The following is a 15818-nucleotide window of genomic DNA, read 5'->3' as shown; positions in this document are numbered from 1 at the left end:
CGATATCATCGGCGATGTCTTCGCTGCTGCGGCCATCGTAGTCTTCGTTCAGATCACGCAGTTCACGGCGCGCCTCATAGAGGTCACCGCGCAGGTCGTAATAGGTTTCTGCCGCCGCCTGATAGGTCGCGATCTTGCCGACATTGCTGTTGGGTGAAGCATTGCGGAACGCCGGGGCTGCTGCCTTAGACGCATTCAGGTTACGCAGCTTGTCCGCGCCATCGGGATCGGTGATCGCTGCAACAAGCGGGTCGCGATAGCGACGCTTGCTGGGCTTCTTACTGTCATAGTGCTTGGATTTATAATCTGTGCGAGCAACAGGTCGCGGGGAATACTCAACAGGAGCAACCGACGCCTTGCGATACGTTTTCGTTACGCGGTTCGCGCTTGACTTGGTTTTTACCGGCGAACGCTTGCCAAATAGTTGCTCGACATCGCGTTTAAACTCTCTTCCAAAGCCCGCCAGTGTGGTCTTTTGTACCTTGCCGTTCCGTCCCTTAGCTTTAGCAGAGGCTTTGGCTGACCGGTGGTGTTTTGCCTTTTGCTTCTTGTTAAACCCGAAAGCCTTTTCCACGCGGTGCGTTTTGGAGTTGGCCTTGCCGGCATCTTTACCCGCGCTTTTGGAACCCTTAGCTTTGCCGGATTTTCCCTTTTCGCCACTTTTGTTGCCGTCGTTGCCTTTTCCGGACTTACCCTTGCCTTTGTTGCCATCGTTGCTTTTTCCAGAATTACCTTTGCCGCCGCCGCGGCCCTTTCCATTGCCATTATCATTCTTGGCATAAGCGGCGTCAGGGGAAAGTACCAATGTCGCGGTCGCACCCGATGCAATTGCGAACGCTGTAATGGTCAAAACAGATGTCAGGATATTTCGTAGTTTTGAAATGGTCATCTCAGCCCCCCAGCTTCAATCCCTTTGTCGTATATCACGAATTCGAGAGAGGCAGGGAATTTTGCCGAGATTGTTTCTTTGGTGGTTCTTTTGACGCGAATATCTCTGAAAAATGGGCCTATTGTTTCCGGTTTCTGAAAAAACAAGGACTCCGACGGTGACTATCGCGTCAGTTCCCGCATACCTTGTTCTAAACCCGCCAGCGTCATGGGTACCATGCGATCTTCGAATATCTCACGGATCATGCCGATCGAATGGGTGTATTCCCAATACTTCTCTGGCACTGGATTGATCCACAGGTTCGATGTCCACTGTTCGCGTGCACGGCCCAGCCAGACTTGGCCAGATTCCTGATTCCAATGCTCATTTGCACCACCGGGATAAGCGATCTCGTAAGGACTCATCGAGGCATCGCCGACAAAGATGCATTTGTAGTCCGGCCCGTATGTGCGCAAGACCTCGTGCGTCGGAGTTTGCTGATCCCAGCGGCGGCGATTGTCGCGCCAGACGCCTTCATAGAGGCAATTGTGGAAGTAGTAGTATTCCAGATGCTTGAATTCGGTTCGGGCCGCTGAGAACAGCTCTTCGACAACCTTGATATGCGGGTCCATCGATCCGCCCACGTCCAGAAACAAAAGCACTTTGACGGCGTTGTGTCGTTCGGGTCGGGTTTTGACATCCAGATATCCGTGTTCAGCCGTAGCCCTGATCGTTCCATCCAGATCAAGCTCTTCCGCTGCACCTTCACGCGCCCAGCGGCGCAGGCGTTTCAAGGCAACCTTGATGTTCCGGGTGCCCAGTTCAACAGTGTCATCTAAGTTCTTGAATTCGCGCTTGTCCCAGACCTTTACGGCACGCTGATAGCGGCTTTCTTTCTGGCCGATGCGCACGCCTTCGGGGTTGTAGCCATAGGCACCGAAAGGTGAGGTGCCCGCGGTGCCGATCCACTTGTTACCGCCCTGATGGCGACCCTGTTGGTCCTTGAGGCGCTCGCGTAGCGTCTCCATCAGCTTCTCAAAGCCACCAAGCGCCTCGATCTCGGCTTTTTCTTCATCCGACAGGTGCTTTTCGGCCATCTTTGCAAGCCACTCGGCAGGAATATCGACCGCCTCGAGTACTTGATCGAAACTGATTTCACCCAACCCTTCGAAACTGGCGGCAAAGGCACGGTCGAACTTGTCGATGTTGCGCTCGTCTTTCACCATCGAAACGCGCGCGAGATAGTAAAACGCCTCGACATCGTATGTCGCCAAGCCCTTTTTCATCCCTTCCAGAAACGTCAGGTACTCGCGCAGAGATACGGGAATGCCAGCGTTTCGGAGGTTTTCGAAGAAGGGCAGGAACATCGTTCTATACCAGACGGACAATGACCAGTGAAATCACCAGCCCGACCAACGCAAAGGCAATGCCGTAACCTGCAGCGTATTGAGCCATATCCGCACCGCTTCCGTTACGTTTGCGTGCTGTCAACGCGCCCAGAATCGCGCCCAGAATAGCCATGCCCAGAACCACTATCATGTGACGTTATCCACCCGTGCTTGTGGCGGCTGACTGCGCGATGTCTTGTGTGACCGAGCGCACCACCAAATCCGAGCCGAAGCCGTAACGTGCCCATCCGATACTGTCCAGCCGAACGCGACGTGCCTGATCTAGTTGACCGGACTGCCGCAGTGCCTCGGATTTGAGCAGCAGCAGGGTGGCCAGAAGGGCGGCGTTCTCGGCCTTGGTCATGACATTGATTGCTTTGTTCAATTCGGGCAGGGCCTCGGTGCCCTGACCCTGTGCCAAAGCAAAGGCTGCGGTTTGTGCCGTGATATGAGCGCGCTGAATTTCTGTTCCCGGGGTGGCGTTCAGGTATTTCAGGGCAATTTCATATTGCTGCTGCGCCGCCTCGGGGTCGTCGAATTGCCCCATGCGCCCTAGCAGATAATGCGGATAGGCGCGGCGGTGGTCGGTCCAGCCTTGCTGTTGACCAATTCGCGCTGCCTCGTTCGCAGCGTTGACGCGTTTGGCCGTACCAGCGCCAGCCCCCAAAGCGCGTTGAACTGCGTTAATCCAGGCCCGAGGTGTCTCAGTAACCTGTTGTGGCGCAACCCGATCCCCTCTGGGGTTCAGCCGGCTGAGTACGCCGGGCAGAACCGCTGCCACCTGTTCGCGTGTCATGCCATTTTGCAGCTCAGGCGCATAGGCTGCGCGCAGGATCAACATGTCGAATCCGGTCAGAACCGTGTGGAAATTGTCGTCGTTGAATACTGAATCGGTTAGGCGATAGAGGTCGTTCAGAGGTCCAAGTGCCTGAGCCAATTCTTCATGCAGGCAGTCCCGAATTTCCTGTGGGCTGGCATCGTAGGGGATGAATATCCCGATCCGTTCACGTTTTCGCAGTTCGGTCCAGTTGCTTTTGCTTTTGCGCCTGTCACGGCGGTATTCTTCCAGACTTGAAGAGTTGGGCACGACGAAACAGGCGGCCTGCGGCAGGATGCGGCGGATCTGTTTCTGGCTTACAGCCTCGATCGTGATGTTCGCCTGACCCTCTGGAATCTGCCGGATGTCGATCTTCGCCTCACGTTGCAACCGGGTCAGTAGCCGACTCAGGTCGGTCTGCATCGTTGGTGGCGGTGTCCCAGTCAGACGCACCGTGATCGGTCCATCAAACCGGGTGAAGACCGGCAGTTCCGCGCCGCTTTCAAGCGCGAAATGCAGTGAGAGGAAGTCGGCAGCGATATTCTTGTTCGAACGGGCAGGCGGGCTTGGACGAGCAGCGCCGAAGGATTTAGACGGCGGCAGCGAAGCTTCAATCACCTGGGTACGGGTCGGCGTCTCGATCCGGTCGACCGTGGTGCAGGCAGACAGCGCCGCCAGAAGTAGGGTTGCGCCTAAAAGCCTCATGGTCGCTGATACTTCAGGAACGGCGACAACTTGCCGATGCGGTCATAGAGTTTGCGTGCGGTATGGTTGTTTTCCTGCGTCAGCCAATAGACTGAGGGGGCTTTCTGCCTGTCCGCTTCTTCATAGACGGCCTCAATCAGGGCGCGTCCAACTCCGGTGCCTCGCGCTTCTGGGCGGGCATAGAGATCCTGCAGATAGCAGACACTTTCTTCCTTCCAGGCGTGGCGATGAAACAGGTAGTGGGTCAGTCCAAGCAGTTGCCCATCCAAATCCGCGACTATACAGGAAAAGTCATTCGGATCATCACCTAAGAGCCGCGCAAAGGTGCTTTGGAAAGTCGAATCCGGCGCTTCGGTTTCATAAAATGCCAGGTAGTCACGCCACATTTCGGCCCATTGATCCCGGTCTTCTGGTCGCAAGGGGCGAATTGTGAGGGCGTTAGTCATTTTATTATTTCCTGCTCTGGAGGCCCGATTGGCGCGGGGTCTTTCGTTGATGTAATGCTGACACCCGACCGTACCGATGACAAGCTGTGATCACCGCTTGCTACGCGCCATAAAGGCCAGCCGTTCAAACAGGTGTACGTCCTGCTCATTTTTTAGAAGCGCACCATGCAGCTTGGGCAGTGCATTCACACCGTCGCGTTTAAGGTCCTCAGCGCTCAAGTCCTCAGCCAAGAGCAGTTTCAGCCAGTCCAGCACTTCCGAGGTCGAGGGCTTTTTCTTCAAACCCTGCGTTTCGCGGATTTCGTAGAACTGGGTCAGCGCGGTGGTCAGCAGCGCATCTTTGATGCCGGGGTGATGGACTTCGACGATACGGCGCATCGTGGCTTCGTCTGGAAAGCGGATGTAGTGAAAGAAGCAGCGGCGCAGGAATGCGTCAGGTAGTTCCTTTTCGTTGTTCGACGTGATTATGACGATCGGGCGGTTCTTAGCACGGATCGTCTCGCCGGTCTCGTAGACGTGGAACTCCATCTTATCGAGTTCTTGCAATAAATCGTTGGGAAATTCGATATCAGCCTTGTCAATCTCGTCGATCAGTAGCACAACCTTTTCATCCGCATCGAATGCCTGCCATAGCTTCCCCTTGCGAATATAATTCGAGACATCGTGCACGCGTTCATCACCTAGCTGACTGTCACGTAGACGGCTGACCGCATCGTATTCATACAGTCCCTGCTGCGCGCGCGTTGTGGATTTCACGTTCCACTCAATCATCGTCAGCCCCAGCGCGCCTGCGACCTGTTTCGCCAGCTCGGTTTTGCCGGTTCCGGGTTCGCCCTTGACAAGCAGCGGGCGTTCCAGCGTGACGGCGGCGTTCACGGCAATGTTCAGATCGTCGGTGGCAACATATTCTGCGGTGCCTTGAAAACGTGCGGTCATGGGACCCCTCATGTGGTTTCCGCGGAATGCGGGCTGGGTTTGCTCTGCTCGGGTTACAGAGAGGCAAGGTTATTTACAAGCCGGGCCGCAGCGTCGCGAAAGGATGGGATGGGCTGTAAGTCCAATCTGTTTTGGGCGATTCGTTCGGGGCGGGGTATCGCAGGGGTTGAAGCTGCCTGAAAAACGCCTTGCGAGAACCACAGAAAAACAAGGTTTTGTTGTTACAAGTCTCAATATTAGAGCAGTCGGAGTGACGCGGCGGCGAGGCATACGTTTGTGTAGTGACAATCTCTGCCCCGTCGGATAAACGCTCCGCAGAAGGGGGTGCCGAATGTCAGGTAATACAATCGCAACCGACGTTTCAGGCCATACCGAGGGAGCAAATATGAAGCAGGAAGTTTTTCTGCCGGAAGATTACCGTCCGGCTGAAGATGAACCTTTCATGAATGATCGCCAGCTTGAGTATTTTCGCCGCAAGCTGATGGATTGGAAGACAGAACTACTCGCAGGCAGCCGTGATACGATCGAAGGTCTGCAGGACAACACCCGAAACATTCCCGATGTCGCTGACCGCGCAAGCGAAGAGACCGACCGTGCGCTGGAACTGCGCACCCGAGATCGTCAGCGTAAGCTGGTGGCAAAAATCGACTCGGCCCTGCGCCGGATCGAAGAAGGGGAGTATGGATATTGCGAGAAGACCGGTGATCCGATCTCGCTCAAGCGCCTAGATGCGCGTCCTATCGCGACTATGACGCTTGAGGCGCAAGAGCGTCACGAGCGCCGCGAAAAGGTCCACCGCGACGATTGATCGCTGGGAAATTGCAACAAAACAACTGCGCCGGGGCCTGTCGCCTCGGCGTTTTTGCGTTATGGCAGGTCCATGAATATCAATGGTCTGAATTTCTGCGTCATTGGCGGCGGCATTGGGGGCATGGCCGCGGCACTCGCACTGCGAAGTCAGGGTGCTCAGGTGACGGTTCTGGAGCAGGCCCCAGAACTGACCGAAGTTGGTGCTGGATTGCAAATCAGTGCGAACGGGATGGCGGTACTGCGTGCGCTAGGCGTAGCTGGTAAGGTGCCTGAGGCCGGACAAAACTCGGGTGGGACCGTTTTGCGCGATTACCGTAATGGGCGCGTGATCAGTCGGGTCCCGGTCCCTGCCGCTGGGTCGACTTACTATTATCACCGGGCAGATCTGCTGGACCTGTTGCACAAAGCCGCCTTGCGCTCTGGGGTGGATATTCGGCTGGATGCACCTGTCGCCACGGTTCATAAACACTCAAGCGAAGCCGAGATCGTTCTGGAAAGCGGCGAAAGGCTGCGTGCGGAATGCGCGATCGCTGCAGACGGTGGGCGCAGCACTATCCGCCCGATCTTGAATGGCCCCGAGGTCCCGGTGTTCACCCATCAGGTTGCCTGGCGAGCAACGATCCCCTGGACCCAGCGAGAAGAACTGCCATGCGCGTCCTTGACGATGGGGCCAGGCCGGCACGTGGTAACCTACCCGCTGCGCGATCAACGCCTCGTGAACATCGTGGCCATAGAAGAGCGTTCCGACTGGAAAGAGGAAGGCTGGCGACGTCAGGGTGATCCCGACGACCTGCGAACCCGGTTCGCCGATTTTGGCGGACCGGTTGGTGACATATTGTCAAAGATTGACGAGGTTCACCTTTGGGCGCTGTTTCTGCGCCCCGTGGCCCAAATCTGGCAGAATGGGCGATTGGCCTTGCTTGGGGATGCTGCGCACCCGACGTTGCCTTTTATGGCCCAAGGAGCTTGCCTAGCACTGGAAGATGCCTGGGTCCTGACACGCGCGTTCCAGGACAACTCAGGCGTCGCCCGCGCATTGGCTACCTATGAAGCCACTCGACGACCGCGTGCCAGGCAAGTGGTTGGCGCCGCAGGCGCAAATGCGCGTAATTTCCATCTTCGTGGGCCAATGAGGCTGGCCGCACAGGCCGCCTTAATGGCGGTTGGTCCACGCTTGGCACGGCGCTACGAGTGGATCTATAGCTACGACGCGACCGCGTAAGCGTTCACAGGTCGAGATCAACCCAGACCGGCACATGGTCCGAAGGTTTTTCGTGCCCCCTCACTTCGGCATCGATCCTGCAATCACGCATCAAATCTGCAGCTTGCGGCGTCAGAAGAAAGTGATCGATGCGAATCCCGTCGTTTCTGTTCCACGCGCCGGCTTGATAATCCCAGAATGAGTAATGACCAGGGCCTTGCGTTCGCGCGCGAAAGGCTTCAGTGAAGCCCAGATTCAATACCTTGCGGAATGCAGCGCGACTTTCGGGTCGAAAAAGCGCATCCTCGCGCCAGGCGTCGGGGCGCTTGGCATCTTCGGCCTGCGGAATAATATTGTAATCCCCGGCCATCAACGCGGGTTCCTCTGATGCCATCAAATCGCGGGCACGATCATAGAGGCGCTCCATCCACTCAAGCTTGTAGTCATATTTCGGCCCCGGCACCGGATTGCCATTTGGCAGATACAATCCGCAGATGCGCAGTGCTCTCTTTCCTATGACAGTAGCTTCGATCCAGCGCGCCTGCTCATCACTTTCATCACCGGGCAACCCACGGGAGACATCCTCAAGCGGCAATTTCGAAAGGATTGCAACGCCGTTGAAGCTCTTTTGCCCGTGGGTTTCAACGTTATATCCGCGCTCCTCGAAAATCTCGCGGGGGAAATTCTCATCAATAGATTTGATTTCCTGCAGCAACACAACATCGGGCTGCGCCTCATCCAACCAGCGAGGTAACGCCTCGGCCCGTGCCTTGATACCGTTGATGTTGAATGTGGCGATTTTCATGCGTGATCCTCCGGTGCCATTGGCAACCTATCGCGCAGAATACACGCTACGGCAAGTTGCCGAACAAGTAAGCGAGGCTCTGCCTCGCGCTCCGAGGTATTTTGGGCCAGATGAAGAAACGGATTCTTAACCATATTCGTCAAAACTGAGTATGCGGTACGGGCGGAGGCGCCGATGACCGCGCCAGGTGAAGTTCTCTGACTTTGACTGTCAGAGAGCGGATCCCTCTTCATCTGGCTAAAAATACCTTGGGGGTGTGGGGGCAAAGCCCCCACTTGGCGCTACATCGAGAACGATGTGCCGCAGCCGCAGGAAGACGTGGCGTTGGGGTTCTCAATCACGAAGCGCGCGCCGATGAGTTCCTGTGTGAAATCAATTACCGCGTTCTCCAGAAACGGCAGAGAGATCGAGTCGACGATGACCTTTTGGCCTTTGCCCTCTAGCACCAAATCGTCCTCTTTCGGCTCATCCAGGGCGATCTCGTATTGAAAACCGGAACATCCGCCACCCTCCACAGCGACACGCAGGGCCTGGCCCTGATCTGCGGCACCGATTTCGGCCAGGCGTTCAAAGGCGCGTTCTGTGACTGTTGGGGGCAGATTCATGCCGGTCTCCAAAGGTTTATTTCCTTAGCATCGTACAATATATGGAACCTAACGACAGGCGACAAGGACAAGACCTTTGGACAGAGCGGGTTTTGCCTCGGACCCAGGCCGCGCAAGGGGGCGGCTTGTACCTGAGGAGGAAAGCAGTTTTCGGTCATGCTTTCAGCGCGACCGGGACAGGATTATTCACGCTAGCGCATTTCGGCGGCTCAAACACAAAACCCAAGTGTTTGTTGAGCATGAGGGTGACAGTTATCGAACCCGCCTGACGCATTCCATAGAAGTGGCTCAGGTGGCCCGAACGATTGCCGGGGCCTTAGGCCTGAACGGCGAATTGACCGAAGCGGTCGCGTTGGCGCATGACCTCGGGCATACACCGTTTGGTCACACGGGCGAGGACGCTCTGCATGCGTTGATGGAGCCATATGGTGGCTTCGATCACAACGCGCAGGCCATTCGGATCGTAACCAAACTTGAGCGTCACTACGCCGAGTTCGATGGGTGCAACCTGACCTGGGAATGTCTGGAAGGGATAGCCAAGCACAACGGGCCGGTCACTGGTGCATTGCCTTGGGCATTGGCCGAGTGTAATCGGGGCTTTGACCTCGAACTTCACACCCATGCGAGCGCCGAGGCGCAGGTCGCGGCGTTGTCAGACGACATTGCCTACAACAACCACGATCTGTTTGACGGATTGCGGGCGGGATTGTTCAGAGATGAAGACATTCAGCAGCTTCCCATAATTGATGCCTGTTTCGCCGAAGTGGATGCCAAATTTCCGAGTCTTGACCCTTATCGCCGTCGGCACGAGGCGCTCAGACGGGTATTTGGCGTCATGGTTTCGGATGTTATCGACACCTCACGCGCGTTGATAGCGGTCTCGGGGGCGCAGTCGGTCGAGGATATCCGCCATCTGGGTTATCCGGTCATTCAATTCTCGGATGATCTTTGGGCGAAGCTCAAACAGATCCGCGCCTTCCTGTTTTCGCGCATGTATCGCGCACCGAGCGTGATGGAAGTGCGCGTCAGTGTCAGCAAGGTGGTTGAGGAACTGTTTCCGATTTACCTGTCCGATCCCAAACAGATGCCGCGCCATTGGCACAGCGATATCAAGGCGGCAACGGATGAAACCGCGCTGGCCCGCATCGTCTCGGATTATATTGCGGGCATGACCGACAGGTTTGCGCTGCAAGACCATGCCCGGCTGACCGGAGATCACTCGATCGCAATATAGGCGATGGCCCAGACCTGTTGGCTGGCTTGTGTTTGAGCCAGTTCAGCATCATCCGTGGGCGGGAAAACGATCATCGTGGGGCCGTAACTACCAATGCCCATCGGCACGCCATCCGCGTGGGTGGCCACGATGGGTTGATGTGTCTCGATGCTTTCCCATGGAATTTCAGCCTGATAGCCATCCATAGCCATGGGCAGAGCAGATTTGCCCCTCGCACCTGCCATCGTCATCACGTCAGATAACAGCGGACCAGCGAAGGTATAGTCGCGCTGGTTCTCTGGCGGGCCATAGCGGATGGTTATTTCGATCTGATCCAACCCGTCCAGCATGGCAGCGTCAAAGCCTGCTGCACCGTCATGTGTGACTTCGAGAAAACCCAACAGCCCACCGTCATTCTCAGCGCGCGCGGGCAGATTGGTTTCGGTGATGGCGCCACCGAGCGTCAGCAATACGTGGCCTTGAGGTGAGGGCATCTCGGCCCATGTGGGCAGGGCGGTGGTCAGCAGCAAGGCGAAGGGCAGGGTAAGGCGCATTCAGGGGCTCCGGTCACGGTTTTCCCCGACCTTAGCCCTGATAGCGGTTAATCCAAGCGCAAAATTTAGGCGTCCATTGACCTTGGCGCTTTGCGTGGTAAACCCCGCGGCAAGCAAAAGGACATCCGAAATGAACCTGTTTTCCGAGATCCGCGGCCTGGTACTGGACGCGCTGGCGCAGATGCAGTCCGAAGGCGCGCTGCCTGAGGGGCTGAGCTTTGACAACGTGGCGGTTGAGCCTCCGCGCGATGCGGCGCATGGCGATATGGCGACCAATGCGGCGATGGTACTGGCGAAACCAGCGAAGATGAAGCCGCGGGACATTGCGGATGTGCTGGCAGGCAAGCTGTCTGCGGACGGTCGGATCACCAGCGCCGAGGTGGCAGGTCCGGGCTTTCTAAACCTGCGGCTTGCGCCTTCGGTTTGGCAGGGAGTGTTGGCTGCGGTGCTGGAAAAGGGCACCGATTATGGCCGTTCGACCATGGGACATGGTCAGAAGGTGAACGTGGAGTATGTCTCGGCCAACCCGACCGGCCCGCTGCATGTGGGCCACACGCGGGGGGCTGTGTTCGGTGATGCGCTAGCAAGCTTGCTGGCCTATTCGGGCCATGAGGTGACCCGCGAATACTACATCAACGATGGCGGCGCGCAGGTGGATGTGCTGGCGCGGTCGGCATATGAACGGTATCGCGAGGCTAACGGGCTGAGCCCCGAGATCGCAGAAGGTCTCTATCCCGGCGATTACCTGATCCCGATCGGTCAGGCGCTGAAAGAGAAATACGGCGACAGCCTGATCGACAAGCCTGAAAGCGTATGGCTGGAAGAGCTGCGCGAGTTCTCGACCGGCGCTATGATGGACCTGATCCGCGCCGACCTGAAGGCGCTGGGTGTTGAGATGGATGTGTTCTTCTCAGAGAAGTCGCTCTACGGCACAGGGCGGATCGAGGCTGCGCTTCAGTCGCTAACCGACAAGGGCCTGATCTACGAAGGCGTTCTTGAGCCGCCCAAGGGTAAGAAACCCGAGGATTGGGAACCGCGCGAGCAGACCTTGTTCAAGTCGACCGAACACGGGGATGACGTCGACCGCCCGGTCAAGAAATCGGACGGCAGCTGGACCTATTTCGCCCCGGATATCGCTTATCATTATGACAAGGTGAGCCGTGGGTTTGACGCGCTAATCGACGTGTTCGGTGCGGACCATGGCGGCTATGTCAAACGGATGAAGGCGGCGGTTTCGGCCCTTTCCGATGGTAAGGTGCCGCTGGATATCAAGCTGACCCAATTGGTGAAGTTGTGGAAGAATGGCGAGCCATTCAAGATGTCCAAGCGGGCAGGGAACTTTGTCACGTTGCGCGATGTAGTCGATCAGGTCGGGCCTGATGTAACCCGTTTCGTGATGCTGACCCGCAAGAACGACGCACCGCTGGATTTCGATTTCGACAAGGTGTTGGAACAAAGCCGCGAAAACCCGGTGTTCTACGTCCAATACGCCCATGCCCGCGTCATGAGTGTGCTGCGCCGCGCCGCTGAGGCCGGGATTTCTGCCGATGATGCTACGCTATCTGGGGCAGATCTGGGCAAGATCGACCACGCCTCTGAGCTGACCGTTGCCAAGAAGCTGGCAGAATGGCCACGTCTGGTTGAAATCGCCGCTCGCACAAATGAACCGCACCGGGTTGCCTTCTATCTCTATGAATTGGCAGGAGATTTCCACGCGCTGTGGAACAAGGGCAATGACGAAACCCAGTTGCGCTTCATTCAGGATGGCGATGTTGCCACAAGCCAATCGAAAATCGCACTGGCCCGGGCTGTTTCTGTTGTGATTTCAGCGGGCTTGGGTATTCTTGGCGTTACCCCGGCGCAGGAGATGCGATAACAAATATCGCCCGAACCGCCGGTCTGAGGCAGACAAGAAATGACCCGCGCGCCACTTTTTACGGCGCAATCGGGCGGTGAGGCGGAAATGGCAAGTTACGATTACTCGGGGCAGCATAGCCCCGAGCAGATGCATTACTCGAATCAATCGCATCCTGAAGATGCGTATGATTATCCTGATGAAAGCTATAGCTATGATGACGCCCCGCGCGCAGGCGCTGGGCTGGGCCGCATTGTCAACGTGCTTGGGGCGGTTGCGTCTTTGGCGCTGGTCGCCGGAGTCGGCGTTTGGGGCTACCAACTGATCATGCGCGACGTCAGCGGGGTACCGGTCGTGCGCGCCGCCGAAGGACCCATGCGCGTGCAGCCCGAAAATCCCGGCGGGACGCCTGCCGATCATCAGGGACTAGCGGTAAATGCAGTTGCCGCTGTCGGGACTGCTGCACCGCCAGCAGATCGTCTGATCCTCGCACCGCGCCCCGTGTCTCTGACTGATGAAGACACGCCCATGACCGCGCTTGAGGCCACAAATGCAGTGCAAGTGATTGAGGAACCCGCCACTGATCAGGCGATCGTGAACGCTCTGGCCGAAGGGCTCGCCGCCGAACCTCTGCCTGAACAGACGCCTGAGCAGGGCGTGCAATTGGCTTCCCTGGTCACGCCCGAAGACGAGCCCGCGATTGATCCGGCTGATTACGCCGCGCAACAGCCCGACCCTAAGATTGCTACACTGCCTGGTGTGCGCCGGTCGCTGCGTCCGCATGTGCGTCCAGCCCGCGCTACGCCAAGTTCTATTTCGTCCAACAGCGCTACGGAAGCTGCGATCAATGCTGCAGTAAAGGCTGCTGTTGGTCTGGACGTTGATCCCGATACATTGACCAAAGGCACGCGACTTGCTCAGCTTGGGGCATACGAAAGCGCCGATGTGGCGCAGGCCGAATGGGCTCGTTTGAATGGCCGATTTGGAGAATATATGGATGGAAAACAGCGTGTTATACAGAAGACCTCAAGCGGAGGACGAACCTTCTATCGCCTGCGTGTCATGGGGTTTGATGATCTGAGCGACTCGCGCCAGTTTTGCGCGGCCCTAGTCGCGCAGGGTGCAGACTGTATCCCGGTCGCCGTCCGGTGAGATTTGGCGCGGTTATCACCGATGCCGAAGGGCTGCGCCTGACGCCGGATGAAAAAGCTTTGTTCAAAGAGATGAACCCGTTCGGGTTCATTCTGTTTGCCCGCAACATCGAATCCGCTGACCAGACCCGCGCCTTGTGCGAGGACTTCCGCGCAGCGGTTGGCCGAAATTGCCTAATCACAGTCGATCAGGAAGGTGGCCGCGTACAACGTCTGCGCGCACCTTTAGCCCGTGAATGGTTGCCCCCTTTGGATCATGTCGCGCATGCCGGAGATCAGGCCGAGCGCGCGATGTATCTGCGCTATCGTCTGATCGCGCATGAACTGCTGGGATTGGGCATCGACAGCAATTGTGCGCCGATGGTCGATCTGGCCCGCGAGGGTACTCATGCGTTCCTGAAGAACCGCTGCTATGGGTCTGATCCCGAAAAGGTTTCCGCGATTGGTCGAGCCGTTGCCAACGGACACTTTGATGGCGGAGTGTTGCCGGTAGTAAAGCACATGCCCGGCCACGGTCTGTCGACGCTCGACAGTCATCACGAGTTGCCGCATGTGGATCTTTCTCTAAGTGCACTGGAAGCAGCAGATTTTGCACCATTCCGCGCGCTGAACGACTTGCCGATGGGGATGACGGCGCATTTGGTTTATGACCAGATCGATCCACGGCCCGCAACGATTTCTGCTGGAATGATGACTTTGATTAGGGAGCGCATCGGTTTCGACGGTCTGATTATGACCGACGATATCACGATGAAAGCCCTGAACGGCGCGCCCGCCGACTTGGCCCGACAGGCACTGGACGCTGGATGCGATGTTACTTTGCACTGCAACGGGGCCTTTGAAGAACGCGCACAGGTGCTCGAAGCCGCTGGTGAGATGTCGGATGCGGCACAAGCCCGCGCAGATCGGGCGTTGGCTCGACGCCAGCCGCCACAGGAACTTGACATCCAAGCCGCCGAGGCGGAACTATCTGCCCTAATGGGCGGGCAGGTATATGCAGGATAACCTTTTCAGCGAAGACCCGGTCTCGGTTGCCGATCGGCTGGCCGCCGAGGCTTTGATTGTGGACGTCGATGGGTTTGAGGGTCCGCTCGATGTGCTTTTGACACTTTCGCGTACGCAAAAAGTGGACTTGCGCAAAATCTCGGTTCTGGCGTTGGCGCAACAGTATCTGACCTTTGTCGAAAAAGCGCGGCAGTTGCGGATTGAGCTGGCGGCAGATTATTTGGTGATGGCGGCCTGGCTGGCCTTCCTCAAATCACGCCTGTTATTGCCTCCGGACCCGGATGACGAAGGCCCATCGGGCGAGGAACTCGCCGCGCACCTCGCATTCCAATTGGAGCGTCTGCAGGCCATGCGTGATGCCGCCGCTCGGTTGATGGCGCGTGATCAATTGGGCCGCGATTTTTTTAAACGCGGGCAGGGTGAGGATGTTACGCGTATCCGCACCGTGACCTATTCCGCCACACTGCTGGACCTGATGCAGGGCTATGCGCGTATCCGCACGCGCGACGAGTTCCGCCCCTTCGTCATGGATCGCGACGCCGTTTTCACCATGGAACAAGCGCTTGAGCGGATGCGGCCCTTGATAGGCTTTGCCGGTGCGTGGACGGATATGGAGACCTACCTGCCCGAAGGCTGGGATGCCGATCCGGTGCGGCGACGCTCGGCCACGGCTGCAACCTTCGCAGCCTCGCTTGAGCTGGTGAAAGAAGGACATATGGAGATCAAGCAAAGCGAGACCTTTGCGCCGATCCATCTGCGTAAGAGGACTGAGACACGTGACTGACGCCAACGAAGAGACAGGCACACTGTTCGAAGCGCCACCCTTGGCGGAACAGGAACGTATGGTCGAGGCCGTGCTGTTTGCCAGCGCCGAGCCGGTGACGATTGGTGATCTTGAAGCGCGGATGCCCCATGGCAGCAATGCCGCGCAAGCTGTTGAATCGCTTCAGAAACGGTACGAAGGGCGCGGGGTGCGTGTGGTGCGCGTTGGTGAGGCTTGGGCGATCCGCACAGCCCCCGATCTTGGCTTCCTGATGCAGAAGGAAACGGTTGAGACCCGCAAGCTTAGCCGGGCTGCAATCGAAACACTGGCAATCGTGGCCTATCACCAGCCCTGCACCCGCGCCGAGATTGAGGAAATCCGGGGCGTGTCCGTTTCGCGCGGCACCATTGATCAACTGCTTGAGATGGAGTGGATCCGACTGGGCCGCCGTCGCATGACACCAGGCCGTCCGGTGACATTCGTCGTAACGCCTGAGTTTCTGGATCATTTCGGGCTGGAAAACGCCCGTGACCTGCCGGGCCTGAAGGAGTTGCGCGCAGCCGGACTGTTGGAAAATCGCCCACCCCCTGGTGCTGTGCCGCTGGGCGAAGGGCAGGGTGATGACGGGGACGAAGATCAAACCGAGCTGTTCGAAGAAGAGTGATCGGACGGCCCTTTTACTGCCGCAGATCGCAC

The 15818-nt window shown here is 57.4% G+C and carries 17 protein-coding genes; 8 read left to right on the top strand and 9 right to left on the bottom strand.

Annotated features, from left to right (window positions below):
• From ACRZ9U_RS02900 to ACRZ9U_RS02875, 6 genes are all read right to left on the bottom strand, one after another.
• Window positions 1-889 (bottom strand): hypothetical protein (locus tag ACRZ9U_RS02900; RefSeq protein ID WP_480901282.1); only part of this gene is annotated, 889 nt, incomplete at its 3' end.
• Between the two features lie 161 nt (window positions 890-1050).
• Complete coding sequence (locus ACRZ9U_RS02895; RefSeq protein ID WP_170406394.1) at window positions 1051-2235, bottom strand: vWA domain-containing protein; 1185 nt, start codon at window positions 2233-2235, stop codon at window positions 1051-1053.
• Window positions 2236-2239: 4 nt separating this feature from the next.
• On the bottom strand, window positions 2240-2407 hold the full coding sequence (locus ACRZ9U_RS02890; protein ID WP_170396648.1) for a hypothetical protein: 168 nt from the start codon (window positions 2405-2407) through the stop codon (window positions 2240-2242).
• Window positions 2408-2413: 6 nt separating this feature from the next.
• Window positions 2414-3778 (bottom strand): DUF2927 domain-containing protein, encoded by a 1365-nt coding sequence (locus ACRZ9U_RS02885; protein ID WP_170406392.1) that lies wholly within the window; start codon window positions 3776-3778, stop codon window positions 2414-2416.
• Window positions 3775-4224 carry a GNAT family N-acetyltransferase gene (locus ACRZ9U_RS02880; RefSeq protein ID WP_170406389.1) on the bottom strand — a complete coding sequence of 150 codons (450 nt, stop codon included), beginning with the start codon at window positions 4222-4224 and terminating at the stop codon, window positions 3775-3777. The genes ACRZ9U_RS02885 and ACRZ9U_RS02880 overlap by 4 nt, the downstream gene beginning before the upstream one ends.
• 90 nt (window positions 4225-4314) lie before the next feature.
• Window positions 4315-5160: an AAA family ATPase gene (locus ACRZ9U_RS02875; RefSeq protein ID WP_170406386.1), complete on the bottom strand. Its 846-nt coding sequence runs from the start codon at window positions 5158-5160 to the stop codon at window positions 4315-4317.
• A gap of 385 nt (window positions 5161-5545) precedes the next feature.
• On the opposite strand from ACRZ9U_RS02875, the gene dksA reads away from it, so the two are divergent.
• Window positions 5546-5968, top strand: a complete 423-nt coding sequence (gene dksA / locus ACRZ9U_RS02870; RefSeq protein ID WP_074736317.1) for an RNA polymerase-binding protein DksA — start codon at window positions 5546-5548, stop codon at window positions 5966-5968.
• Between the two features lie 72 nt (window positions 5969-6040).
• Entirely contained in the window at window positions 6041-7192 is a 1152-nt protein-coding gene (locus tag ACRZ9U_RS02865) for an FAD-dependent monooxygenase (protein WP_480561388.1), read from the top strand.
• A 4-nt stretch (window positions 7193-7196) separates the two neighbouring features.
• On the opposite strand, the gene xth is transcribed toward ACRZ9U_RS02865, so the two are convergent.
• Together xth and ACRZ9U_RS02855 are read right to left on the bottom strand one after the other, a co-directional pair.
• Window positions 7197-7976, bottom strand: a complete 780-nt coding sequence (gene xth / locus ACRZ9U_RS02860; RefSeq protein ID WP_170406381.1) for an exodeoxyribonuclease III — start codon at window positions 7974-7976, stop codon at window positions 7197-7199.
• Between the two features lie 281 nt (window positions 7977-8257).
• On the bottom strand, window positions 8258-8581 hold the full coding sequence (locus ACRZ9U_RS02855) for a HesB/IscA family protein (protein WP_170406378.1): 324 nt from the start codon (window positions 8579-8581) through the stop codon (window positions 8258-8260).
• A gap of 76 nt (window positions 8582-8657) precedes the next feature.
• Between ACRZ9U_RS02855 and ACRZ9U_RS02850 the strand changes: the two genes are divergently transcribed.
• Window positions 8658-9815, top strand: coding sequence for a deoxyguanosinetriphosphate triphosphohydrolase (locus tag ACRZ9U_RS02850; protein WP_170406375.1), 1158 nt, complete (start codon window positions 8658-8660; stop codon window positions 9813-9815).
• On the opposite strand, the gene ACRZ9U_RS02845 is transcribed toward ACRZ9U_RS02850, so the two are convergent.
• Entirely contained in the window at window positions 9797-10348 is a 552-nt protein-coding gene (locus ACRZ9U_RS02845; protein WP_170406372.1) for a molybdopterin-binding protein, read from the bottom strand. The genes ACRZ9U_RS02850 and ACRZ9U_RS02845 overlap by 19 nt on opposite strands.
• A gap of 130 nt (window positions 10349-10478) precedes the next feature.
• Here ACRZ9U_RS02845 and argS point away from each other — a divergent pair, with 130 nt between their 5' ends.
• The 5 genes from argS to scpB are packed head-to-tail and all read left to right on the top strand — an operon-like array spanning window position 10479 to window position 15786.
• The gene (gene argS, locus ACRZ9U_RS02840; protein WP_170406369.1) at window positions 10479-12224 is read left to right on the top strand and encodes an arginine--tRNA ligase; all 1746 of its coding nucleotides are present in this window, start codon (window positions 10479-10481) and stop codon (window positions 12222-12224) included.
• A 39-nt stretch (window positions 12225-12263) separates the two neighbouring features.
• Window positions 12264-13355, top strand: coding sequence for an SPOR domain-containing protein (locus ACRZ9U_RS02835; RefSeq protein ID WP_480901277.1), 1092 nt, complete (start codon window positions 12264-12266; stop codon window positions 13353-13355).
• A complete protein-coding gene (gene nagZ, locus ACRZ9U_RS02830) occupies window positions 13352-14359 on the top strand; it encodes a beta-N-acetylhexosaminidase (RefSeq protein WP_170406366.1) in 1008 nt (335 codons plus the stop codon). The genes ACRZ9U_RS02835 and nagZ overlap by 4 nt, the downstream gene beginning before the upstream one ends.
• Complete coding sequence (locus ACRZ9U_RS02825; protein ID WP_170509855.1) at window positions 14349-15143, top strand: segregation and condensation protein A; 795 nt, start codon at window positions 14349-14351, stop codon at window positions 15141-15143. Before nagZ ends, ACRZ9U_RS02825 begins: the two co-directional genes overlap by 11 nt.
• On the top strand, window positions 15136-15786 hold the full coding sequence (gene scpB / locus ACRZ9U_RS02820) for an SMC-Scp complex subunit ScpB (RefSeq protein ID WP_170406359.1): 651 nt from the start codon (window positions 15136-15138) through the stop codon (window positions 15784-15786). The genes ACRZ9U_RS02825 and scpB overlap by 8 nt, the downstream gene beginning before the upstream one ends.
• The last annotated feature ends 32 nt before the right edge of the window (window positions 15787-15818 follow it).

Source organism: Ruegeria sp. D7, assembly GCF_056534355.1.
Note: the sequence above shows the minus strand (reverse complement) of the source record. Positions and strands in the feature narration are given on the sequence as shown.